Source organism: Actinoallomurus iriomotensis (assembly GCF_030269445.1).
Classification (GTDB): Bacteria; Actinomycetota; Actinomycetes; order Streptosporangiales; family Streptosporangiaceae; genus Actinoallomurus; species Actinoallomurus iriomotensis.
Genome location: NZ_BSTJ01000001.1, coordinates 1,134,965 through 1,156,516, shown reverse-complemented (window position 1 = coordinate 1,156,516; position 21,552 = coordinate 1,134,965). Strand labels below are relative to the sequence as shown.

The window sequence follows — 21,552 nt, the reverse complement described above, 5'->3', positions numbered from 1 at the left end:
TCGTCGCCCGCGTGGATGGCGGCGCGTACGGCCTGGGCCGCGCTCATCTCTCCCTCGCGGCCCCGGCTGAGGAACTCCAGCGCCGCGCGGAGCTGCGCGTCGTCCAGCTCCACCCAGCGGCCGCGCAGCCGGACCAGCGGCGCCTTGAGCCGGGCCAGCTCGGCCAGCTCCTCCTCGGTGATGTCCTCGCCCTCGACCGCCAGGTCCCACCGGAAGTCGACGAGGTCGCCGAGGCCGAACCCAGAGGAGACGGTGGCGCCCGAGGACTCGGTCTTGGTGCGCGTCGTCAGCTTCATGCCGAGCCGTGCCCGCCCGGCCCACTGGGGCAGCTGCACGCCGAACCCGGCCGCCGACAGCAGCGGCGCGACCTCGCGCAGGAACGCGAACGCGCCCGCGGCGTCCGTGGTGACGCTCGTCGGCGTGGCCATCCGCAGCGCGTCGGCGATGCGGGGATAGAGCCGCAGCGCGCGGCCCAGGCCCGCGAGGAGCGTCTCCTCGGCGTCGGCGACCGAGGTGACCTCGCCGGTCCAGATCGCGGCGGCCGGGACGTAGAGGCTCGGGTCGTCGGTGCCCTGCAGCGCGAACTGCACCGACCACGGCCCGCCGGGATCGTCCTCGGGCGGCTCGGTGAGCCGGAAGCAGACGCGCAGCGGGCCCGACGGACGGCTCGCGGCCGCCGCCCAGTCGTCGAGGGCGGCGCCGAGAGTGGCCGGGTCGTCGCCCGGCTCGCGCGCCACGGACGGATCCGGGCCGGTCAGCGCCGCCGCCCAGCGCTCGGCGAGCGGCAGCCGGTCGGGCACCCGGCCGGTGCGGTCGGCCAGCAGCGGGTGCGGGACGATGCCGCGCACCGCCGCGTCGGCCAGGCCGGTCAGCGCCTCCAGCAGCAGCTCCGCCGCGGGACGGCCGCCGTCGGCGGCGCGGCAGGCGGGCGGCATCGCGCGGGCCAGCTCGCGGAACCGCTCGGCGTCCGCGCCGGTGACCACCGGCCGCCAGCGGGCGGTCAGGTCGCCGTCCTCGCGCAGGAGCGCGGGCAGCACCCGGCCGCGCCCGGCGAGGTGCACCGCCTCGTCGGCGACGAGTGCGAAGAACCGCAGGTCGGAGCCGCGTACGACGTCGTCGGCCTCGCCGGTGGAGGAGAGCAGGGCCATCGCGGCGAACGGGTCGAGGGCCAGCGCCGGCACCCGCCACACGTGGGCGGCGGGACGCTTGGCCGACGGCTCGCGGGCCAGCTCCGGTGAGGGCAGCGGGCCGTCGGCCGAACCGGGCAGGAGCAGGGACAGCGTGACCCGCATGGCCCCGGCGGTGAGCGGCGCGTACGAGGTGCCGGTGAAGTCGGCCGCGGCGAACGGGTGCGGCCGTGGAGTGACGCGGACACGCGTGGTCGCCGGCAGCGCAAGATCCTCCGCCCACAGGCACAGCGCACCACCGTGCCAGGTGGCGTGCGCGACCAGCATCCCCCGTGCCTCCCAACGTGACGGACCCCGGCGAAGCTACCAGCAGCCTCCGACGCCCGCGGTCCGTGACGGCGTACGGGTCAGGTTCCGGACGAGCGGAGGCACTTCTCGTCGCCCGGCATCGGCTGGGACTGGTCGTACGGGTCGTGCGCCGGGCCGGTCCCGGGCGACCGCTCCGGCGCGGAGTCGTGATAGGCCGGATGGATGAACCCGTCACGTACGTCGCACCGGGCCGGGTCGGAGAAGAACTCCCAACGCGACGTGTGGCTGTGCAGGGTGCCGCCGCTCGAATAGAAGAGGACCTCGCCGCTGAGCCGCACCACGAGCCGCTCCAGCGTGGCGGGGGAGCCGGGGCGTTCGATCGGATAGACGAACAGGTAGTCGAACCGCACACCCGCGCCGCGGAGGTGGTTCACGGCCGACGGGTGCGCCGACATGGTGCCGTGCACCTTGATGACCGGGCCGGAGAGCGCGGCGGTGTTCGGCGCGAACGTCACGACCCACGAGCGGGTGCGCTTGTCGAGGTCGGGGTTGTTGAGGTTGGTGACGAAGTACGACCGCTCGTCCGGGCCGACCGCGCGGGCGAAGGCGTCCGGACTGCCGCCGAGCAGCGTCGGCCGGTCCAGCCCCGCCGCGACGAGGCGCTTCCGGGTTCTCGCGTACGCCGCCTCGACGTCGCGCGCGGACAGGCCGCCCGTCGCGGTCGCGGCCGGCGGCGTGATGCCGGCGGCGCCGTCGGCGTACGCGGCGGCGGGCGAGCCCTCGAACGGGTCGGCGGCGCGCAGTGTCGGCACCGCGCCCCGCCGGACCGGCGTCGTCTCCGGGGACAGCCCCCGGCCGCCGCGGACCTTCCAGCCGAGCGCGCCGACCGCGGCGAGCGCGACGAGGACCGCGAGCACCGTGCCGGTCGTCTTCAGCCGGGAGCCGCGCCGCTGCCGTTTCATCGCGCGCCGTCGCCGCCGTTCCGCGCGGGCGAGCCGCCGGCGCTTCCGCCATCCGGGGCGCTTGCCGCGTTCCCGCGCCGAGGGTTCGGTGAACGCTGCGTTCTTGACGAAGTCCTCGTCGAAGAGGAGGTGGTCGGGGTCGCCCGGCATGGCGGTGTTCCATTCAATGATCAAGGATGAGCGGCTGAACCCTAGCGACCACGGACGCCTTGACGGAAGAGGTGACCGCTCGCGGCCGTCGGGGTTGACGTGCCGCTACGCCGAGAGGCGCCGCGCGTTAGGCTCGCGGACGCAGCGCAGTCGATCGTTTGGAGGGGCCGTGGGGGAGTTCGTGCGTCTCGAGGTCGCCGATGGGGTGGCGACGATCCGGCTGGACCGGCCGAAGATGAACGCCATCAACGCCCGGCTGCGCGACGAGCTGGCCGAGGCCGCGCGCGCCGCCGACGCCGACCCGGCCGTGCGCGCCGTGATCCTCTACGGCGGCGAGCGGGTCTTCGCGGCCGGCGCGGACATCAAGGAGATGGCCGAGCTCTCCTACGTCGAGGCGGCCGGGCACTGCCGCGCCCTGCAGGGCGCGCTGGACGCCGTCGCCGGGATCGGCGCGCCCGTCGTGGCCGCGATCACCGGTTACGCGCTCGGCGGCGGGCTCGAACTCGCGCTGTGCGCCGACTTCCGGGTCGCCGGCGAGTCGGCCAAGGTCGGCCAGCCGGAGATCCTGCTCGGCGTCATCCCCGGCGCGGGCGGCACGCAGCGGCTGCCGCGGCTGATCGGCCCGTCCCGCGCCAAGGATCTGATCTTCACCGGCCGCCACGTCCCGGCGGACGAGGCGCTCGACCTCGGGCTCGTGGACAAGGTCGTGCCGGACGACCGGGTGTACGAGGCCGCCAAGGAGCTGGCCGCGCGGTACGCCGGCGGGCCCGCGGCCGCGCTGCGCGCCGCCAAGGAGGCCGTCGACGCGGGCCTGGAGGTCGACCTCGCCACCGGTCTGGAGATCGAGCGGCTGCACTTCTCCGCCCTGTTCGCCACCGAGGACCAGAAGATCGGGATGCGCAGCTTCGTGGAGGAAGGACCGGGAAAGGCGAAGTTCGTCGGCCGCTGACCGGAACCTGCCTCCCGGCCCGTACGTCACACGTCGTGGACCCGTACCGAAGACTCAGGAGGTGAGCGTGGTCCAGCCGCAGTTGCCGCCGGCGGCCATGGCCCGGCTCGGCCAGGCACGGCAGGCCGGCACGTGGACCTCCAGCCTGAGCGTCGGTGAGTTCGCCGGACTGCGCGCCATCGGGTTCGAACCGGTCGGCCAGGTGATGGGCAGCACGGTCCACAACCTCGGCTGGTGGTACGGCGCGAGGGTCGACTGCGGTTACCGCAGCGGGCTGTTCGGGTCGGGCGCCGCCGTCACCGTCACCTCGGGCATGCAGGGGGCCTGGGGCGGATACGGCACCTACGTCGACACGCTCTACCGCGCCCGGCACACCGCGATGAGCCGCATGGCCGCGGAGTGCGCGGCGCTCGGCGGCGACGGCGTCGTCGCGGTCGAGCTGACCATCGCTCCGTTCCAGGGCGCCTCACACCACCTGGAGTTCCAGGCGGTCGGCACGGCCGTGCGCGCGGTCGGTCCCGTACGGCCCGGCCGGGTCTTCCTGTCCCATCTGAGCGGCCAGGACTTCGCCAAGCTCATCCAGGCCGGCTGGGTGCCGGTCGACCTCGTGATGGGCGCCTCGGTGGGCGTACGCCACGACGACTGGCGCACCGGCTGGTCGACCGGGACGTTCGCCCCCGCCCAGGAGGTCATGGGCTGGACCGAGCTCGTCTCGGTCACCCGGCACGAGGCGCGCGGGCACTTCCTGTCCGACACCGCGCGTACGGGCGCCGACGGCGTCGTGGTGTCCGGCATCGACCTGCGCGTACGCGAGCGCGAATGCTCCTACAACGACCACCAGCACGACCACGTCGTCGAGACGACGATCATCGGCACCGCCGTCGCCGAGTTCCGCACCTCCCACCATCCGCCCTCCTCGCTGACGATCATGAGGTTGTAGCCACATGACCGAGCGAAGCGAGGGAACCGGCAAGCACAGCACCGTTGGTCATGAGGCCGACGAAGGAGGTCACATGACCGATCCCATTTCCCAGGGGGTCCCCGCCGACGCGATGGCGCGCCTCGCCGAGCTGCGGCCGGGCGCCCCCGGGTCACTGTTCACCAGCGACCTGTCCGTCAACGAGTTCCTGCTGGTCCGCGAGGCGGGCTTCCGGCCGCTCGGCCTGGTGCTGGGCAGCTCGATCTACCACGTCGGCATCCAGGTCGGCCGGTGGAGCAAGAACATGGAGCTGGACCAGCTCTCCGGCGCGATGTACCACGCGCGTGAGCTGGCGATGACCCGCATGGAGGCCGAGGCCGACCAGCTCGGCGCGGACGGCATCGTCGGGGTGCGCCTGCGCGTGGAGTTCCGTGACTTCGGCAGCGACATCGCCGAGTTCATCGCCATCGGCACCGCGGTCAAGGCCGACGACACCTCGCAGAACTGGCGCAACAACAAGAACCAGCCGTTCACCTCCGACCTGAACGGCCAGGACTTCTGGACCCTCATCCAGGCGGGCTACGCGCCGCTGGGCATGGTCATGGGCACGTGCGTGTACCACGTCGCCCACCGGCGGCTCGGGTCGGTGCTGGGCAGCATGGGGCAGAACGTCGAGATCCCGGAGTTCACCCAGGCCCTGTACGACGCGCGGGAGCTGGCGATGAGCCGCATGCAGGCCGAGGGTCAGGCGCTGCACGCGGAGGGCGTCGTCGGCGTGTACCTGGACCAGTTCCACCACCAGTGGGGCGGCCACACGATGGAGTTCTTCGCCATCGGCACCGCCGTACGCCCGCTGCGCGCCGATCATGTGATCGCCAAGCCGCAGATGGTGCTCGGCCTCGACCGCTGATTCACTGGACGTCGTGACTCCACTCACGCGGGAACGCGCGGGCTTCCTGCGGGTGTGGCTAGGCCGCGTCGCAGAGGGCCAGCCCGGCCCTGTTGAGGATGTTCGTCGCGCCGACGTGGTCCGCGTTGGCGGTGAAGCCGCACGCCGTGCACTGGAACTTGGCTTGGGTGAGGCGGTTGTTCGCGCTGACGTGCCCGCAGCCTCCAGCCGAGGGCGGGCAGGTGCGGGAGGTGTTGCGGGCGTTCACCGGGATCACGAGCCGACCGGCGCTTTCAGCCTTGTCGGCCAGGATTCGGAGGAACTGTCCCCAGCCCGCGTCGAGGATGGTGCGGTTGAGCCCGGCCTTGGCGGCGGCGCCGTTGGGCAGGAACGCGCCATCGTTTTCAGGGTCGGGTTTGGGTTTGGGTGCGCGGGTCATGCCCGCTGTGTTCAGTCGCTCGTGGGCGATCACGTCGTGGTCACGGACCAGCGCGCGGGCGGTCTTGTGGTGGAAGTCGAGTCGCTGTCGCCGGATCTTGGCATGCAGCTTGGCGACCTTCCGGGCGGCGGCGCGCTGGGCCTTGGTGCGTCGCCGGGTGCGTTCGGGGAACGTCGCGAGGTGCCGCTGGGCTTCGGCGAGTTCACCGGCTACCGTCGCAAAGAACTTCGGGTTGGCGACATGGGCGCCGCCGGAGGTGGTCAAAAAGTGCGTCGTCCCCATGTCGATACCGACGAGGGCGCCGGTGGGCGCGAGCGGTTCGGCGGGGACGTCGTCACAGGCCAGGACGATGTACCAGCGTTTGCCCTCACGCTTGACGCTGATCGTTTTCACGCGGCCCCGTACGGGCCGGTGCTGGTGTACGCGCACATGCCCGACACTTTGCAGGCGTACCCGGGCCTGGGTGGCGTGGGGGCTGGAGTCCCAGCGGCAGCCGTCGCCGTCCTTGGGGAAGACGACGGTGTCGAAGTGCCCGGACCCTTTGAACCGTGGGTAGCCCGGCGTCTGCCCGGCCTTGATCCGGCGGAAGAACGCGGCGAACGCCTTGTCCAAGCGACGCAGCGTGGCCTGCTGGGAGGAGAACGACCACCGGCCCTGACCGTCGGGGTCATCCGCACGGATCGCCTTCAGCTCCGCCGACTGCTCGCCGTAGCGGACCGTCACACCCGCCCTGCGGTAGGCCGTACGACGGTGTTCCAAAGCGGCGTTGTACAGCGAACGGTGATCCCGCAGCATCTCACCCAGCACGACCGTCTGACGGGCCGTCGGACGCAAGAGGAACTTATAAGCGCGGATCACGAACCGTCCTCTTTCGTATTCTCCCATCCACGTTCGTCGGCCTTGGCGTGGATCAGCTCCTCTAGACGTGCCGCGGCCTGGCCGTCGAGGACCGGGCGGCGGTACTTCGGACACGACACCATGTGCAGTCCGAGGTCGTACACGGCGCCCGAGAACCGGCGAACCCTCCCGGCCGCAGCCGCACCGCTAACATACAGACATCGCCTGTTCACGAAGCGTGTAATTTCTGAACCGGCCACACCCGGGCGGGGTGGCCGTCCCGGCTACGCCGGGCAGCCCCTAGGGGACCTTCGATTCCCCCACCGGCTAGAGCCGGTAGTCCCTCTCGAAGGAGACCTGATGGAATTCGACACGGTGGCCGCCGCCCTGCGGCAGGACGCGGCGGACGTCGCCACCTACGCGCGCGTGCTCACGGTGACACTGGCCGACGTGCTGCCGCCGGGCAGCGTGACGGTCGAGTACGAGCGCAGCCTCGGTGACCGTCTCAAGGGCCGCGAGGGTCATCCCAGCCGGATCGTGGTCCGGCTGGGCGAGCGCACCCTCTCGCTGACCGGCGGTCACCGGCCGGTCGCCGAGATCCACCACGAGGTACGCGGCGTGGTGCTGTCCCGCGACCAGGTGAGCCTGGACGTGTGGGTCCAGGCTCTGGCCCGCGAACTGGTCGCCCAGGCGGAGGCGGACGCCCGCGCCGCCGAGGCCCTGCGCCGCCTGGTCACCGGCGCCTGACGCGCCCGATCGGCCTCACACGGTGGGCCGCCGTGCGTACACCTCGATCTCGATCTTCATCCGGGGGTCGGCGAGGCCGCACATGAGCATCGTGGCGGCCGGCCGGACCTCGCCGAAGCAACGGCGCAGGACCGGCCAGCAGGGTTCGAAGTCCGCCCGGTCGGGCAACAGATAGCGCACCCGCACCACGTCGGCGAAGGTGCACTTCGCCTCGGCCAGCGCGGCCTCGATGTTGCGGAGGGCCTGCTCGGCCTGTTCCACGACGTCCTCGGAGATCGTCATGGTGGTGTAGTCGAACCCGGTGGTCCCGGACACGTGGACCCAGTCGCCGTCGACCACGGCGCGGGCGTAGCCGATCTGCTCCTCGAAGGTCGAGCCGCTGAGGATCGCGCGTCGCTCTGTCATGCGCCGAACGCTAAGGGGACCAGCACGGATACGTCTAATACCGCCTTCGGCACCGCTTGATATCTCTAGGCGTATGGAGCGCCCCGAACTACCGCTGGCACAGTTGCACGCCTTCGTCGTGCTCGCCGAGGAACTCCACTTCGGCCACGCCGCCGCGCGTCTGGACATCGCCCAGCCGCCGCTGAGCCAGCAGATCCGCCGCCTGGAGGACAAGGTCGGCCATCCGCTGTTCGACCGCGGGCCCAGACGCGTCACGCTGACCCCGGCGGGCCGCGAACTTCTCCCGGCCGCCCGGCGGGCCCTCGCCGACCTCACGGCCGGCCTGGCCGCGGCGCGGGCCGTCGGCAGCGGGGAGGCGGGCCGCCTGCGGATCGGCTTCGCCGCCTCCCTCGCCCTGACGGTCCTGCCCGGCCTGCTGCGCACCTTCAGGCAGCGGTTTCCCGAGGTGCACCTGGACATCCACGAGATGACCACCGCGCCGCAGATCGCCGCCCTGCACGACGAGACCATCGACATCGGACTGCTGCGCGAACCCCCTGCCGACGAGACGGAACTCCGCTTCGAGACGGTACTCAGCGAACCCTTCGTGGCGGTGCTGCCATCCGCCCACCCACTGTCCGCCGGGCGCACCGTGAGGCTCTCGCAGCTGGCGGACTCGCCGTTCGTGCTGCTGCCCCGCGAGGCCGGCCCGCGACTCCACGACCAGATCACGGGCCTGTGCGCCGCCGCGGGCTTCTCACCCCGGATAGCCCAGCACGCAGTGGAATGGCAGACCGTGTGCGCGCTCGTGAGAAGCGGACTGGGCGTCTCCCTGGCCCCGGCGAGCATCCGGCACATCCGCCTGAAAGGCGTCGCCTTCCGCCGGATCGAGCCCGGCACCGCCCGCACGGGAGTCGCCGTCGCCTGGCGCGAGGGCGACCAGAATCCCCTGGTCGCGCACCTGCTGGCGGCCGTCGGCCACGATCCGGCGGAGGAGCCACCCGCTCGTCGGCCGTCGGGCCGTGCGAGCCGGTGCTCGCCTCGATCCCGGTGACCGGGCCGTCGTCGCTCGCGGCGGGTGCGAAGGCGACGCTCACCGGGACCGGCGCGGCCGTCAGTGGTGACAACCTGCCGACGCTCACCCTGCCGATCGCCGACCCTGCTTCGCCCGTGTGGACCTCCAGCGACTCGCGAGTGGTCTCGGTCGACCGGGCCACCGGCGGGCTCACCGCGCACCGGCCGGGCACGGCGACCGTTTCGGTCACCAGCGGAGGCGTGACCGGAAAGCTCATCTCGACCGTGACCGGGTGAACCATCCACCCCCCGCGCGGTACGGTCGTGCTTGCCGTATCGCGAGGGGGGTTCTCCACCATGAGGGTTTTCGTTTCGGTCGACATGGAGGGCGTCTCCGGGCTCACCGATCCGGACGAGATGCGCGCCGAGGGCCGAGGCTACGAGCGCGGCTGCGAGCTGATGACCGCGGACGCGAACGCCGCGGTCGCCGGGGCGTACGAGGCCGGCGCGGTCGACGTCGTCGTCACCGACGCGCACGGCAGCACCAAGAACATCCGCGCCGACCTCATCGACGAGCGGTGCACGCTGATCCGCGGGCCGTACCGCCCGCTGCGGATGGGCCAGGGCATCGGCCCGTCGCACGACGCGGCCATGTTCGTCGGCTACCACGCCCGCGCCGGCGTGCCCCACGGCGTGCTCAATCACACCTGGATGGGCTATGAGATCCAGAACCTCTACCTCAACGGCGAGGTCTGCGGCGAGATCGGGCTGATCGCCGGGCTGGCCGGCTCGATGGGCGTGCCGGTCGTGCTGGTCACCGGCGACGAGGCGGCCTGCGCCGAGGCCCGCGTACTGCTCGGCGACGTGGAGACGGTCGAGGTGAAGAAGGGCATCGACCGTTACTCCGCCGAGGTGCTGCCGCCCGCGCGGGCCCAGTCGCTGATCCGCGCCGCGGCCGCCCGCGCGCTGCGCGACCTCGACCGGTTCCGCCCCCACGTGGTCGAGCCGCCGTACACCCTCGGCATCGACTGGGCGTCGACGTCGATGGCCGAGTCGTGCGCGATGATCCCCGGCGTCAAGCGCGCGGGCACCCGCTCGGTGGAGTTCACCAGCGACGACTACGGTCAGATCATGTCGGTGCTCGGCATCCTGGCGACCATCGGCGGCAGCGTCGGCTGCAGCGGGCAGCAGTACGGCTGACCCGGCGTCTGGCACGGAGACGGAGCATGACGGACATCCGAGATCTCTTCCTCACGGCGGCCGACGGGGCGGCCGGCCTGCTGGCCGCCCCGGAGGTGGCCGACGCGTGGGACGAGCCGAGCGCGCTCGACCGGCTCAGCGTGCGGGGCCTGGCCGGTCACCTCGCCGGCCAGATCCTCTTCGTCTCCCAGGCGCTCGACGGCCCCGAGGCGGCCGAGGAGACGATCGGGATCCACGCCTACTACGCGCGGGCGGCCTGGATCGGCTCCGACCTGGACGACGAGTTCAACCAGGGCATCCGGGCCAAGGGGGAGAAGGACGCCGCCGACGGCCCGCGGGCGCTCGCCGAGCGGGCCGCGACGGCCGTCGCGGCACTGCGCGTCGCGCTCCCGGACGCGCCGTCCCGCCGCGTCCGCCGCGCGGGCTGGCCGTTCTCGCTCACGCTGGACGACTTCGTGACGAGCCGGCTGCTGGAGATCACGGTGCACAGCGACGACCTCGCCTGCAGCGTCGGCGTGCCAACGCCCGAACTGCCCGCCGAGGCCGTCGAGACGGTCGTCGATCTGCTGTCCCGCATCGCGATCCGCCGGCACGGCGCCGTCGAAGTGCTGCGCGGCCTCAGCCGCGCCGAGCGCGCGCCCGCCTCCATCTCGGCCCTGTGAGAGAGTTCGACACATGTGGGGACTGACACTCGAACCCGCCCTCGACCGCACCGACCTGCTCGCCGCGCCCGTCGCCGAGGCGCTGCGCGGCTGGAAGGGTGAGGGCTCCTTCCAGGTCGCCGAGATCGATCCCGAGCTCGCCGACACGGCCGCGTTCTGCGAGCGGTACGGGACTCCGCTCGAAGCCTCCGCCAACTGCGTGATCATCGCGGCCAAACGGGGCGGTGAGGTGCGCCTCGCCGCCTGCGTCGTGCTGGCGACGACCCGCGCCGACGTGAACGGCGTGGTCCGCCGGCGCCTCGACGCGCGCAAGGCGTCGTTCGCCCCGCAGGACCAGGCCGTGGCGGAGACCGGGATGGAGTACGGCGGCATCACCCCGTTCGGCCTCCCGCCGGCCTGGCCGGTGCTGGTGGACGCGGCGGTCGTCGAGCAGCCCTACGTCGTGGTCGGCAGCGGTGTGCGCCGCTCCAAGCTCGTGGTGCCCAGCGCGTCGCTGGCCGAGATCGCGACGGGCGAGGTCCTGCCGGACCTCGCCCGCCCCGTGGCCTCCTGACCGTCTCTCACCGGCAGGCCGTGCCGGAGCACTTCTCCAGGCGGTGCAGCATCGACTTCAGCTGGGCCAGACGCTTCGCGGGCACCTGGCTCACGGTGTTGTCCAGCTCGTCCGGGTCCTTGGCGAGGTCGTAGTACTCACGCTCGCCGTCGGCGTACTCCACGTAGACCTCGTGGGCCGTGCGGATCGCCTCGTAGCTCGGCGGGTTGCCGCTCGCCCTGGTCGGCCGGTCGGGGTCGTTCACCGCGTTGTCGGGACCGTGGTGCTCGACCAGGACCGCGTCACGTGTGTCCTTCACCGTGCCGCCCGTGAAGAACGGCGTGAGCGAGCGTCCGTCCACCGTGTCCGGCACCTTGACGCCGCCGAGAGTCTCGAAGGTCGGGCACAGGTCGGTGTTCTGGGCGAGCGCGGAGGTCTTGTGGCCGGCGGCGACGCCGGGCCCGGCGACCACGAGCGGCACGTTGACGTCGGTGTCGTAGGCGGTCATCTTCCCGGAGGCGAGGCGGTGCTCGCCCATGTGGAAGCCGTTGTCGGAGCCGAACACGACGTAGGTGTCGCGGTCGACGCCGTTCGCCCTCAGGGCCGTCTGGAGGTCGCCGAGCATCTTGTCGACCGCCTGCACGGCCTGGGCCCGCTTGCGGAACGAGGTGTCGATCTTGTTGATCTGTTTCGCGGTGAGCTTGGGATGGTCCTTGATCCACGCGGGCTTGTCGGACATGTCCGCCTCATTGAATGAGGGCCCGCGCGGGGCCTTGAGCCCCGGGAACTTGTTCGCGTCGCGCGGCGCCGGCGTGAACGGGCCGTGCGGGGCGAAGGTCGCCAGCTCCATCATGAACGGCCGCCCGGACCTGGCCGACGCGGCGATGAAGTCCTGGCCCTTGCGGTTCAGCACGTCGGTCAGGTAGTCGCCCGGCCGGTGGCCGTACTTGACGACGCGGCCGTTCTCGTTGAGCGAGTAGTCGAACTCGGGGTAGCCGTCGCCCGCGACGTCCCACTCGCTCCAGCCGGGCGGCACCGGGTCGGCCGGCTGGTAGCCGTTGAGGTACTTGCCCATCATGGCGGTGCGGTAGCCCGCCGCCCGCAGCGCGGTCGCGAACGTGTTCCGCTGGTTCCCGTGGGCGTTGAACGCCTGGTAGCCGCCGTCCGCGCCGCTGTTGGTGAAGACGCCGGTGTCGTGCGGGAACTCGCCGGTGAACGTCGTCGACCGTGAGGGGCAGCACAGCGAGTCGGTCACGAAGTAGTGCGTGAAGGTCGTCCCCTGCCGCCGCATCCGCGCGAGCTCCGGCATGTACGGGAGGAGGTTGGTCGCGAGGTCGTCGGTCAGCACGAAGACGATGTTGGGCCGGTCCGCCGCGTGCGCCGCCGACCGGGAGGTCCGCTCGGTGGCGTCCGCCCGGCAGGAGGCGAGCGCCAGGCCGGCCGCGAGGGTCAGTGCCACGAGCCGCTTCATCTCTGGCCTTCCGTCGGTGACATGACAGACCGTCAGCGTGACCGAAGAGCCTTGGAAGACCGTGGGATCACCCTGGCACGCGCATGGGAGGCCCACGGGGATCGGTCAGGGGCCCGTCAGAGCGCCGGAGTACGCTCCCGGGTCATGCTGCCGCCCGAACCCGGCCCCGAGGGCTCCGAGCCCGGCCGCGCACCGGTCCGCCGTGCCCGTACGGTCGGCCGGCGCGGCCGGCCCCTCTCGCTGGTCGTCGCCATCCTCCTCTTCGCGGCCTTCTGGATCTGCTCGGTGGGCACGGCGGTGTGGGGCCTGGCCCACGACCGGAAGGGCGGCCATGGCGGTGACGTCGCCTACATCGTGTTCTGGACGCTGGTCTTCGCCCTGATGGTCTGGCGCCTGTGGCGCGGCGGGCGCGTGGCGATCGCCTTCATGTCCAGGGTCGGCACGCTGATCGGCGGCCTGTTCCTGGTCGCGACGGTGGCCTTCGCCGTGCTGTTCGCCACCGATCCGCCGGGCGGGTCGGCACTGGACTTCGTGCCCTACCTGCTGCCGACGCCGGTCGCGGGCGGCGCGCTGCTGACCGCCGGCCTGCTCCTGCGCCGCCGCGAGGTCTCCCGCTGGAGCGGTTCCTAACGGGAGATCGCGGCTCAGCCGTGCTTCAGCGCGTTGCCCAGCAGGCCGAGCGGCGGTGAGCCGAGCTCGAACAGCGCACGGTGGAAACGCTGCGGGGAGTACCCGTCGCCCCACTCGCTCCGGGCGCGTTCGCGCAGGCGCAGGATCTCCAGCTTGCCGTGCGTGTACCGGCCGTACGTCGGGTCGAACACGGCGCGCGCGGCCTCCGCGTGCGCCGCCGATCCGGCCAGGTGGGTGTCGGCGGCGAAGCGCCGGGCCCCGTCCTCGACCGTCATGGCGCCCGTGTGCACCCCGATCGCGCAGGCGAGCCGGGTGACGCGGACCAGCGACTCCAGCCACACGCCGATCTCGAACCGCGGGTCGTCGGCCTGGAAGCCCTCCTCGACGCAGAGCTCCTCGGCGTAGTGGGCCCAGCCCTCGACGAAGGCGAGGGAGAACAGCGTCCGGCGTACGACGGTCGGCGCGTGGCGCAGCGCGCGGCCGTGCGAGAAGTGCCCGGGGGCGACCTCGTGCACCGTCACGCCCGGCAGGGTCGTGGCGCTGAACACCTGCAGCCAGTCCTCGATGTCCTCCTCGGGCCAGGAGGGGTCCGGCGGCGTGATGTGGTACCAGGACGGCGAGTCCGGCTCGCCCGGCGCCGCCCACGACATCATCGCCATGCCCCAGCGGCGTGACTCCGGCGCCAGGCCGACGAGGCACTCGCCGTCGTGGTACGGCACCAGGTCGTGTTCGCGGGTGAACGCCAGGGCCTGCCGGGTCCAGTCGCGGGACGCGTCGATGACGCCGTCGATGTCCGGGTGGTCCCGTACGAGCTCGCGGCACAGGTCCAGGGCCGGCCGCGCCGGGTCCAGGCGCGCGCAGGCCTCGGTCAGCCGCGCCATCAGCCGGTCGCGTTCGCGGTCGGCCTCGGCGGCCAGGGCATCGAGGTCGAGGTCGAGCGCCTCCGAGGCGCCCATCAGCCGGGCCAGCGCGGGGCCGCCGAGCGCGGCGTCCGGGTCGCCGTGCTCGGCCAGGTGCTCCAGGTGCGCGACCAGCCGCGCGTGCGCCGTACGGGCCTTGTCTCCGGCCTCACCGGCGTCGGCCGGGATCCCGGCGGCGAGGCCGCGCACCGGACCCAGCAGCGCACGTGCGACCGGCGCCGGCACCCGGTCGAGCGTGCGGACGGCGACGTCGGCCGCTTCCGGCCAGCCCGCCAGGTGCCGCGCCCGTGCCGCCTCGCGCTCGGCGGCCGGGGCGTACTCCCGGTCATAACAGGCCAGGTCAAGGGCGTCGAGATGGTCGAGCGGGTTGCGGCGGTGCATCTCCAGCTCGCCGTAGGAGACCCGCAGGAACTCCTCGAACGCGCGTAGGTGAGCCTCGTCGTGCGGGTCGTCGAGAGGGTCGCCGGCGCCGACCCGGCTCAGTGCGTCCGCCACCCCGGCGGCCGAGTAGTCGGGCAGCCGGCCGTCGTATTCATGCCGGCCCGCCCCTTCGCGCGCCCAGGGCATGAGAAGGTCGCAGACCGCGCGCAGCCGCGGAGGTAGATCGTTCATGTCCCGACATTACTCGGAACCCGCGGCCGTGATCTCGCGTCGAACCGGGCATGAACGTCATAGGGGTTCGGCATCTGGGCTCCTACGACCTGCTGGAGCCGGTCGGGGAGGGCGCCACGTCCGTCGTGCATCGCGCGATGGACCCTTATCGACGCGTGGTCGCGGTCAAGGAACCACGGGGGGACCTGGCCGCCGACCCGGCGATCCGGCGCCGGCTGGCCCGCGAGGCGCAGACGATGGCGCGGGTGCGCAGCCCGTATGTCGCGGAGGTGTTCGACGCCTGCCTGGAGGGGGAACGCCCGTTCATCGTGACCGAGTTCGTCGCGGGCGTGCCGCTGCGCGACCTGGTGGCCAGGTTCGGCCCGATGCGGGGTGAGATGCTGACCGGGTTCGCCGGCCGGCTCGCGCAGGGACTCGCGGCGATCCACGGCGCGGGCGTGCTGCACCGCGACCTCAAGCCGGGCAACGTCATGGTCGCGGCGGGCGCGCCGAAGATCATCGACTTCGGCATCGCGCAGGAGTCGGGCGCGGCGCAGCACACCCAGGTCGGCGTGCTGACCGGCACGCCCGGCTACGTCGGGCCGGAGCTCATCGACGGCGGGCGGTCGAGCGAGGCCTCCGACGTCTTCTCGTGGGCGGCCACGGTCGCCTTCGCCGCGACGGGCCGGCCGCCCTTCGGCGCCGGGTCGTTGCACGGCGTGTGCTTCCGCGTGCTGCGCGGCGCGGCCGACCTCGACGGTGTGTCCGAGCCGGTCGTGTCGCTGCTGCGGCTCGCGTTGCGCCGGGACCCGGCCGCGCGGCCTTCGGCGGCGTGGCTGGCCACCCGGCTTACGGTAGGGGAACCAGGCCTCGCGTTCGCCGCGATGTCCTGATTGCCGCCCGCTTGACCGCACTTGCACGGGTATCGTGGCGGAACTATGGAGGGGGTAGACACGTCCGGGCAGATGATCGGCCGGTACCGCTTGCTCGACAAGATCGGGGAAGGCGGGATGGGCGTCGTGCATCTGGCGACCGACCCCCAGGGGCGGCGGGTCGCCGTCAAGGTGCTGCGTCCGGGGGTCGCCTCCGACCAGACCGCGCTGCGCCGCCTCGCCCGCGAGGTCGACTCGATGCGGCGGGTGCGCAGCTCGCACGTCGCCGAGATCGTCGACGCCGACGTGACGGCCGAGCCGCCTTACGTCGTCACCCAGTACGTCCCGGGCCGGACGCTGGAGCAGACCGTACGCGACCGCGGCCCGCTGGGAGTGCGGGAGCTGCGGCGGCTGGCCACCGGCCTGGCCGAGGCGCTCGCCGCGATCCACGCGGCCGGGATCATCCACCGCGACCTCAAGCCCGGCAACGTCATGTTCGACGAGAACGGCGAGCCGGTCGTCATCGACTTCGGCATCGCGCAGGGCGTCGACGCGACACGCCTCACCGCGACCGGCCTGGTCATCGGCACCCCCGGCTACCTCGCACCGGAGATCATCGAGGGGGAGGACGCCGCGGCGCCGGCCGACATCCACTCCTGGGCCAGCACCATCGCCTACGCCGCCACCGGCCGCGCGCCCTTCGGCGCCGGCACCTTCGAGTCGATCTTCTACAAGATCATGGAGGGCCGGCCCGACCTCGACGGCGTGCCCGCGGCGCTCCTGCCGCTCATCCGCGCGGCGATGTCCCGCAACCCGGCCGAGCGCCCCACCGCGCAGGCGCTCGTCGGGCTGACGTCCCGGCTCGACGTCGAGCGCACGACCTTCGACGCGCCGGTGCCGCCGCACACCAAGCCGCTGACGGCCGTGGCCGCGCCGCCGCTCGCCAACCCGCGCGACTTCCGCGGGCAGCTGCCCCCCGCGCCGCCGCCACAGCCACCGCCGCCGATGTACGGGCAGCAGCCCTACACCGCACCCGCGCCGACGCCCGAGCGCCGGCCGGAGCGGCCGCCGAAGCCCGAGGGGCCCAAGCCGTACGGCCTGTACCGGCTGCTGAGCTTCCTGCTGCTCGCCGGAGCGGTCGGTCTCGCGATGGTGGTCCCGTCGATCGCACTGATCATCGTGCTGATCGCCATGCTCCTGCTGCGAACGGCCGACCGCGCGTCACAGGACCTCGCCTCCCGGCGCACCCGCCGGGGCCCGCGGCCCGCCGACGTCGCGGGCGTTATCGTCCGGTCGCCGTTCTCGGTGGTCCGGTCCGGGCTGGTGATGGCGCTGATCAGTCCGATCGCCATCCTCGCCGGCGTGATCGTGCTCATCATCTCGATGCTGGCCAAGTCGGAGATGACGATCGCGCGCGCCCTGTCACTCAGCGTGGCCGCCTTCGTCATCGTCACGTGCCTCGGCCCGGGCAGCGAGCCGGCTCGCCGCCAGCTCGTCCGGATCTGGGGCGCCGTCGCGCCCCAGCGCGAACGCGCGTGGATCGTCGTGGGCGTCGTCGGCCTGCTCGTGTTCTTCCTCGTGTCCTTCTCGCTGAGCCAGTCGCCGGAGTTGCGGCCCTTCGACTTTCCGCAGTTCAACCATGCCCTGAAGGACCTGCGCCACCAGCTGCGCAACCTGCGCGGCGGCTGAGCCCTGTCCGTGTGCGGACGACCCGCCCGAGCCTCACCCCCGAAGGGTCGCCGCGCCGGTAGTGTTGCCTCGCGATGACGTCGGACGAGACACACCCGGTCCCCGCCCACCCGCTCGCGGACGAAGACGCCGCCGACGCCGTGATCGAGGGATGGTCGCGGCTCTTCGCCTACCTGGTGGTCGCGATGGTGGTCGCCTTCACGGTCGTGCTGCCCTTTTTCGGGCTCCTGCTCGCCCTGGCCGGCGCCTCGTACCTCCGGGCCGGTGAGGTGCACACGCGCCGCCACCGGGGCGGCCTGCTGCGGTCGCTGGCGGGGCCGCTGACGGCGCCGCTCGACCTGGTCCGCGGCGTGGCGGGCACCCTCGTCACGCTGCCGTACGCCGGGCTGTTCGCCGTCGTGGTGCCGTTCGCGGTGATGCTCGGCGCGGCGGTCGACGTGCAGGTCTCCCCGATCGTCGGGGCGGCCTGGGGCGCGGGCGCGGCGGCGTACGTCCTGCTGGCGGCGCCCGGCATCCGCACGCCGCGCCGTTACCTGGTGCGGGTGTTCGTCATGTTCGCCGACGACCCGCGGCGGATCGCGGGCGCCGGGGTGCTGCTGTGCGCCCTGGCCCTCGGGGCGGTCGCCGGCGCGATCGTGCTGCAGCCGAGCTTCGCCCCGATGTACGAGCTGGAGAACTCCATCGTGCAGGAGCTGTCCCACTTCCAGCACTCGGTGCACCGTTACGCGCTGTGACCTGAGCGCGACCGGCAAACCCGCCCACCGGGGTTTTGCGCCTTCGCTACTCATGGGTAACATCAGGACGGTACACCTGCCGTGCCCCCGAAGCCGAATGTCCTTCGGGTGTTTGGCAGGCTTATGGTGCGAACCCCGCGCCGGCCCGACCGGGCGGCGTCCGCCCCAGGCGGGCGAGGCGGGAGGGAGAGAGGCGCGTCATGGAGTGTGCAGGGAGGGCGTACACGGAATGAACATCGTCGTCTGCGTTAAGCAGGTGCCCGACACGGCGAGCGAACGAAAGTTGAAGTCCGACGACAGCACCCTCGATCGCGAGGCCGCCGACGGTGTCATCAACGAGCTCGACGAGTACGCCGTTGAAGAGGCCCTGGCGATCAAGGAGTCCCAGGGCGGTGAGGTGACGGTCCTCACCATGGGCCCGGACAAGGCCTCCGAATCGATCCGCAAGGCCCTCGCGATGGGCGCCGACAAGGCGGTCCACGTGACGGACGAGGCGCTCGTGGGCTCGGACGGTCTTTCGACCTCGTACGCCCTCGCCCAGGTGCTGAAGAAGATCGGGTTCGACCTGGTCATCCTGGGCTCGGAGTCGACCGACGCGCGCATGGGCGTGCTCGCCGCGATGCTGTCCGAGCGGCTCGGCGTTCCCCAGGTGACGCTCGCCAACAAGGTGGAGATCGACGGCACCTCGCTCAAGGCCCAGCGGCTGACCGACTACGGCTTCGACCGGGTCGAGGCCACGCTGCCCGCGGTCGTGAGCGTCGTGGAGAAGATCAACGAGCCGCGCTACCCCTCGTTCAAGGGGATCATGGCGGCCAAGAAGAAGCCCGTCGAGAAGCTCGCCGTCGCCGACGCCGAGATCGACGCCGCGCTGGTCGGGCTCGCCGGAGCCTCCACCGCGGTCGTGGACTTCGCCGACGCGCCGCCGCGTGAAAAGGGTCAGATCATCAAGGACGAGGGCGACGGTGGCGTGAAGGCCGCCGACTTCCTCGCGTCGAAGAAGTTCGTCTGAGGGGCGGGGAGATGGCGGAGATTCTCGTCCTCGTCGACCATGTCGACGGGGAGGTCAAGAAGGTCACGTTCGAGCTGCTGACGCTCGCCCGTGCGTACGGCGACGCCGCCGCGGTCTGGGTCGGACCCGGCTACGAGGGCGCCAAGGACAAGCTGGCCGAGTACGGCGCCGGCAAGGTCTACGTCGCCGCCGACGAGGAGCTGACCTCCTACGTCGTGGCGCCCAAGGTCGAGCTGCTCGCGCAGCTCGTCGCCGACAAGTCGCCCGCCGCGGTGTTCGTGGCCGCGACCGGCGAGGGCAAGGAGATCGCCGGCCGGCTCGCGGTCCGCACCGAGTCGGGCGTCCTCACCGACGTCGTCGGCCTCCAGGAGGGCTTCGTCGGCGAGCACTCGATCTTCGGCGGCGCGATCGTGACGCACGCGAAGGTGACCAAGGGCACGCCGATCATCGCGGTACGGCCCAACTCCGCGGCGGCCGAGGCGTCCCCCTCCACTCCGGAGGAGGAGCAGGTGTCGGTGACGCTGTCCGACGCCGCCAAGGGCGCGCGGGTGGTCGAGAAGGTCGTCCAGGAGAAGGGCGAGCGGCCGGAGCTGACCGAGGCCGCGATCGTGGTCTCCGGCGGCCGTGGCGTCGGTGGCGCGGACAACTTCAAGCTCATCGAGGAGCTGGCCGACTCGCTCGGCGCGGCGGTGGGCGCCTCGCGCGCCGCCACCGACGCCGGCTGGTACCCCCACACGTTCCAGGTCGGCCAGACCGGCAAGACGGTGTCGCCGCAGCTCTACATCGCGGTCGGCATCTCCGGTGCCATCCAGCACCGGGCCGGCATGCAGACCTCCAAGACGATCGTCGCCATCAACAAGGACGCCGAGGCGCCGATCTTCGAGCTGGTCGACTACGGGGTGGTGGGCGACCTGTTCCAGGTCGCGCCGCAGCTCACCGAAGAGATCAACAAGCGCAAGTAGTCGCATGCGACGGTGCCCCGGCGAGTGTTCGCCGGGGCACCGTCGTGTGCGCGGCCTCCGTCAGCGCGGGCAGCCGGCCGCCAGACGCCTCTGGTACGCGGTCGCGCCCGGGGAGAGCTTCGGCATCGTCGGCTGGGTCCACAGCAGGACCTGACCGGGCGCCCAGGGGTCCGCGTCCGTGACGTACCACGATCCAGCGATCTTTCCGCGGTTCGGCGTGGTCACGCCGTAGGGACCGGTCGGACGCTTCTCGTCGTAGTGCCACTGCCCGACGGCGACCTTGTGACGCCGCAGGATCGGCAGCGCCTGATCGACGGTCAGGCCGCGGATGTTCACACAGTGCAGCGCCTCGCCCGGCGCGAAGGCGCTGTTCGTGCTGTTGTACTGTTCGCCCGGCCGCGCCGCCCGGCCGAAGACGATCGCGCCGCTGCCGTGGAAGCCGACCGGGATCCGCACACCGACGGGGCAGGCGCCACCGCCGCTGTAGCACTTCCCCTTGGCCGGGATCATCTTGACGTTGGCCGGCAGGTCCGTCATCACCACGGTACCCACCACCGACGGGGACGCGGGGACCACCTTCAACGTGATGTTCATGCCGTGGGCGGCGAACTCCTTCTTGTACCGCGCCGGATCGGCCAGCGGGTCCTCGACCTTGACGACGAGGTACTTCCCCCGGGTGGAGAAGGAGAGGGCGGCCGGCTGCACCTTCCGCGGGCCGAGGGACGTCGTCGGCGTCGGCGAGCCCGAAGACCCGGTCAGTGTGACGGCGGCCACCGTCGCGGCGGCCGTCGCCACCGCCAGCGGCAGGCCGAACAGCACCAGGCGGCGCCGGCGGCGCGGTGCCGGAGCGGTGTCGGCCGCGGTCGTCATGATGCGCTCGGCCAGGTCGGTCTTGGTCTGCGGGCTCACCATGTGCGCGATCTCCTCGTCGGTGACGGGTGCGAGCCGCCCGATCAGCTTGTCGTGGTTCATGCGTGTTCTTCCTTCACGATCCGCGCCTGATGCGGGTAGGCCTCCGTGTGGGCGTCGCGTGCCTCCAGCGCGCGGGCCAGGCGTTTGCGCGCCCGGTGCAGCCGGATCCGTACGGCGTTGCGGGAACAGCCGAGGACCGTCGCGATCTGACCGGCGTCCAGGCCCTCCCAGCCGACCAGGGACAGCAGTTCCCGGTCGTCGTCGGACAGGCTGCGGAACGCGTCCGCGACCGCACCGGACTCGGCGAGGCGGTCCGGCGGGCGCACGGCCGACGCCAACTCGGCGCGCAGCCGATCGCCGAGAGCGGTGCGCCGCCGCTCGCCGCGATGGTGGTTGGCCAGCACCCGGCGGGCGACGCCGTACAGCCAGGGACGCGCCTGGTCCCCGGGCGGGACGTCGTCGAGCCGCCGCCAGGCGACCAGGAACGTCTCGGCGAGGACGTCGGCGGCGTCGTGACCGTCGCTCGTACGGCGCATGACGTAGCCGAGCACCGGGTCATGGCAGGCCGCGTAGATCTCCTCGAATCGTCGTCTTCTCTCATCGGGAGGTCGCAAGCCGTCTCCTCTCGGTCGGTGCGGAGCC

22 protein-coding genes and 2 pseudogenes are annotated in these 21,552 nt (G+C 72.3%); 15 read left to right on the top strand and 9 right to left on the bottom strand.

Translation table 11 applies throughout. The annotated features are described in order from the left end of the window. Nucleotides 1–77: 77 nt before the first annotated feature. Nucleotides 78–428: pseudogene (locus QSK37_RS05490) on the bottom strand (SNF2 helicase-associated domain-containing protein); the annotation flags it as partial. Between the two features lie 1,106 nt (nt 429–1,534). Further along, nucleotides 1,535–2,572, bottom strand: a complete 1,038-nt coding sequence (locus tag QSK37_RS05485) for an SCO2583/SCO2584 N-terminal domain-containing protein (protein ID WP_285617980.1) — start codon at nt 2,570–2,572, stop codon at nt 1,535–1,537. 145 nt (nt 2,573–2,717) lie between these two features. Between QSK37_RS05485 and QSK37_RS05480 the strand changes: the two genes are divergently transcribed. The 3 genes from QSK37_RS05480 (at nt 2,718) to QSK37_RS05470 (ending at nt 5,326) form a co-directional block, all read left to right on the top strand. Beyond that, on the top strand, nt 2,718–3,497 hold the full coding sequence (locus QSK37_RS05480) for an enoyl-CoA hydratase/isomerase family protein (RefSeq protein WP_285617978.1): 780 nt from the start codon (nt 2,718–2,720) through the stop codon (nt 3,495–3,497). A gap of 61 nt (nt 3,498–3,558) precedes the next feature. Next, nucleotides 3,559–4,437 (top strand): heavy metal-binding domain-containing protein, encoded by an 879-nt coding sequence (locus QSK37_RS05475; protein ID WP_285617976.1) that lies wholly within the window; start codon nt 3,559–3,561, stop codon nt 4,435–4,437. A gap of 73 nt (nt 4,438–4,510) precedes the next feature. Beyond that, nucleotides 4,511–5,326, top strand: a complete 816-nt coding sequence (locus QSK37_RS05470) for a heavy metal-binding domain-containing protein (RefSeq protein ID WP_285617975.1) — start codon at nt 4,511–4,513, stop codon at nt 5,324–5,326. A gap of 58 nt (nt 5,327–5,384) precedes the next feature. Here the strand turns inward: QSK37_RS05470 and QSK37_RS05465 are convergent, their stop codons facing one another. Together QSK37_RS05465 and QSK37_RS05460 are read right to left on the bottom strand one after the other, a co-directional pair. Next, nucleotides 5,385–6,602: an RNA-guided endonuclease InsQ/TnpB family protein gene (locus QSK37_RS05465; RefSeq protein ID WP_285617973.1), complete on the bottom strand. Its 1,218-nt coding sequence runs from the start codon at nt 6,600–6,602 to the stop codon at nt 5,385–5,387. A gap of 20 nt (nt 6,603–6,622) precedes the next feature. Continuing rightward, a pseudogene (locus QSK37_RS05460) lies at nt 6,623–6,745 on the bottom strand (transposase); the annotation flags it as partial. Between the two features lie 196 nt (nt 6,746–6,941). Here QSK37_RS05460 and QSK37_RS05455 point away from each other — a divergent pair. After that, complete coding sequence (locus QSK37_RS05455; protein WP_285617971.1) at nt 6,942–7,328, top strand: hypothetical protein; 387 nt, start codon at nt 6,942–6,944, stop codon at nt 7,326–7,328. Between the two features lie 15 nt (nt 7,329–7,343). Here QSK37_RS05455 and QSK37_RS05450 read toward each other — a convergent pair whose 3' ends face one another. Continuing rightward, entirely contained in the window at nt 7,344–7,733 is a 390-nt protein-coding gene (locus QSK37_RS05450) for a RidA family protein (protein WP_285617970.1), read from the bottom strand. 73 nt (nt 7,734–7,806) lie between these two features. Between QSK37_RS05450 and QSK37_RS05445 the strand changes: the two genes are divergently transcribed. From QSK37_RS05445 to QSK37_RS05425, 5 genes are read left to right on the top strand one after another with little or no spacing between them, the layout of a single operon-like run. Next, on the top strand, nt 7,807–8,766 hold the full coding sequence (locus QSK37_RS05445; RefSeq protein ID WP_285617969.1) for a LysR family transcriptional regulator: 960 nt from the start codon (nt 7,807–7,809) through the stop codon (nt 8,764–8,766). Further along, nucleotides 8,745–9,023: an Ig-like domain-containing protein gene (locus QSK37_RS05440; protein ID WP_285617968.1), complete on the top strand. Its 279-nt coding sequence runs from the start codon at nt 8,745–8,747 to the stop codon at nt 9,021–9,023. The genes QSK37_RS05445 and QSK37_RS05440 overlap by 22 nt, the downstream gene beginning before the upstream one ends. A gap of 60 nt (nt 9,024–9,083) precedes the next feature. Further along, nucleotides 9,084–9,926, top strand: coding sequence for a M55 family metallopeptidase (locus QSK37_RS05435; RefSeq protein WP_285617966.1), 843 nt, complete (start codon nt 9,084–9,086; stop codon nt 9,924–9,926). A 26-nt stretch (nt 9,927–9,952) separates the two neighbouring features. Then, the gene (locus QSK37_RS05430) at nt 9,953–10,588 is read left to right on the top strand and encodes a maleylpyruvate isomerase N-terminal domain-containing protein (RefSeq protein ID WP_285617964.1); all 636 of its coding nucleotides are present in this window, start codon (nt 9,953–9,955) and stop codon (nt 10,586–10,588) included. Between the two features lie 13 nt (nt 10,589–10,601). After that, complete coding sequence (locus tag QSK37_RS05425; protein ID WP_285617963.1) at nt 10,602–11,141, top strand: YbaK/EbsC family protein; 540 nt, start codon at nt 10,602–10,604, stop codon at nt 11,139–11,141. A 7-nt stretch (nt 11,142–11,148) separates the two neighbouring features. Here QSK37_RS05425 and QSK37_RS05420 read toward each other — a convergent pair whose 3' ends face one another. Further along, the gene (locus QSK37_RS05420) at nt 11,149–12,591 is read right to left on the bottom strand and encodes a sulfatase family protein (protein ID WP_285617961.1); all 1,443 of its coding nucleotides are present in this window, start codon (nt 12,589–12,591) and stop codon (nt 11,149–11,151) included. A gap of 144 nt (nt 12,592–12,735) precedes the next feature. On the opposite strand from QSK37_RS05420, the gene QSK37_RS05415 reads away from it, so the two are divergent. Next, the gene (locus tag QSK37_RS05415; protein WP_285617959.1) at nt 12,736–13,221 is read left to right on the top strand and encodes a hypothetical protein; all 486 of its coding nucleotides are present in this window, start codon (nt 12,736–12,738) and stop codon (nt 13,219–13,221) included. A 14-nt stretch (nt 13,222–13,235) separates the two neighbouring features. Here the strand turns inward: QSK37_RS05415 and QSK37_RS05410 are convergent, their stop codons facing one another. Further along, a complete protein-coding gene (locus QSK37_RS05410) occupies nt 13,236–14,753 on the bottom strand; it encodes a DUF885 family protein (RefSeq protein WP_285617957.1) in 1,518 nt (505 codons plus the stop codon). A gap of 50 nt (nt 14,754–14,803) precedes the next feature. On the opposite strand from QSK37_RS05410, the gene QSK37_RS05405 reads away from it, so the two are divergent. The 5 genes from QSK37_RS05405 (at nt 14,804) to QSK37_RS05385 (ending at nt 19,998) form a co-directional block, all read left to right on the top strand. Next, complete coding sequence (locus QSK37_RS05405; RefSeq protein ID WP_285617955.1) at nt 14,804–15,625, top strand: serine/threonine-protein kinase; 822 nt, start codon at nt 14,804–14,806, stop codon at nt 15,623–15,625. 45 nt (nt 15,626–15,670) lie between these two features. Further along, entirely contained in the window at nt 15,671–17,293 is a 1,623-nt protein-coding gene (locus QSK37_RS05400; protein ID WP_285617953.1) for a serine/threonine-protein kinase, read from the top strand. 74 nt (nt 17,294–17,367) lie between these two features. Next, nucleotides 17,368–18,027, top strand: coding sequence for a hypothetical protein (locus QSK37_RS05395; protein ID WP_285617952.1), 660 nt, complete (start codon nt 17,368–17,370; stop codon nt 18,025–18,027). Nucleotides 18,028–18,256: 229 nt separating this feature from the next. Further along, a complete protein-coding gene (locus QSK37_RS05390) occupies nt 18,257–19,036 on the top strand; it encodes an electron transfer flavoprotein subunit beta/FixA family protein (protein WP_285617950.1) in 780 nt (259 codons plus the stop codon). A gap of 11 nt (nt 19,037–19,047) precedes the next feature. Beyond that, a complete protein-coding gene (locus QSK37_RS05385; protein WP_285569576.1) occupies nt 19,048–19,998 on the top strand; it encodes an electron transfer flavoprotein subunit alpha/FixB family protein in 951 nt (316 codons plus the stop codon). A gap of 60 nt (nt 19,999–20,058) precedes the next feature. On the opposite strand, the gene QSK37_RS05380 is transcribed toward QSK37_RS05385, so the two are convergent. Then, on the bottom strand, nt 20,059–20,970 hold the full coding sequence (locus QSK37_RS05380; protein ID WP_285617948.1) for a hypothetical protein: 912 nt from the start codon (nt 20,968–20,970) through the stop codon (nt 20,059–20,061). Next, on the bottom strand, nt 20,967–21,524 hold the full coding sequence (locus QSK37_RS05375; RefSeq protein ID WP_285569569.1) for an RNA polymerase sigma factor: 558 nt from the start codon (nt 21,522–21,524) through the stop codon (nt 20,967–20,969). The genes QSK37_RS05380 and QSK37_RS05375 overlap by 4 nt, the downstream gene beginning before the upstream one ends. Between the last annotated feature and the right edge of the window lie 28 nt (nt 21,525–21,552).

Bases quoted from the DNA above. Each gene is read 5' to 3' on its own strand.
- QSK37_RS05470 (WP_285617975.1), top strand. From the start codon at position 4,511: ATGACCGATCCCATTTCCCAGGGGGTCCCCGCCGACGCGATGGCGCGC.
- QSK37_RS05455 (WP_285617971.1), top strand. From the start codon at position 6,942: ATGGAATTCGACACGGTGGCCGCCGCCCTGCGGCAGGACGCGGCGGAC.
- QSK37_RS05450 (WP_285617970.1), bottom strand. From the start codon at position 7,733: ATGACAGAGCGACGCGCGATCCTCAGCGGCTCGACCTTCGAGGAGCAG.
- QSK37_RS05445 (WP_285617969.1), top strand. From the start codon at position 7,807: ATGGAGCGCCCCGAACTACCGCTGGCACAGTTGCACGCCTTCGTCGTG.
- QSK37_RS05435 (WP_285617966.1), top strand. From the start codon at position 9,084: ATGAGGGTTTTCGTTTCGGTCGACATGGAGGGCGTCTCCGGGCTCACC.
- QSK37_RS05430 (WP_285617964.1), top strand. From the start codon at position 9,953: ATGACGGACATCCGAGATCTCTTCCTCACGGCGGCCGACGGGGCGGCC.
- QSK37_RS05425 (WP_285617963.1), top strand. From the start codon at position 10,602: ATGTGGGGACTGACACTCGAACCCGCCCTCGACCGCACCGACCTGCTC.
- QSK37_RS05420 (WP_285617961.1), bottom strand. From the start codon at position 12,591: ATGAAGCGGCTCGTGGCACTGACCCTCGCGGCCGGCCTGGCGCTCGCC.
- QSK37_RS05415 (WP_285617959.1), top strand. From the start codon at position 12,736: ATGCTGCCGCCCGAACCCGGCCCCGAGGGCTCCGAGCCCGGCCGCGCA.
- QSK37_RS05410 (WP_285617957.1), bottom strand. From the start codon at position 14,753: ATGAACGATCTACCTCCGCGGCTGCGCGCGGTCTGCGACCTTCTCATG.
- QSK37_RS05405 (WP_285617955.1), top strand. From the start codon at position 14,804: ATGAACGTCATAGGGGTTCGGCATCTGGGCTCCTACGACCTGCTGGAG.
- QSK37_RS05400 (WP_285617953.1), top strand. From the start codon at position 15,671: ATGGAGGGGGTAGACACGTCCGGGCAGATGATCGGCCGGTACCGCTTG.
- QSK37_RS05395 (WP_285617952.1), top strand. From the start codon at position 17,368: ATGACGTCGGACGAGACACACCCGGTCCCCGCCCACCCGCTCGCGGAC.
- QSK37_RS05390 (WP_285617950.1), top strand. From the start codon at position 18,257: ATGAACATCGTCGTCTGCGTTAAGCAGGTGCCCGACACGGCGAGCGAA.
- QSK37_RS05385 (WP_285569576.1), top strand. From the start codon at position 19,048: ATGGCGGAGATTCTCGTCCTCGTCGACCATGTCGACGGGGAGGTCAAG.
- QSK37_RS05380 (WP_285617948.1), bottom strand. From the start codon at position 20,970: ATGAACCACGACAAGCTGATCGGGCGGCTCGCACCCGTCACCGACGAG.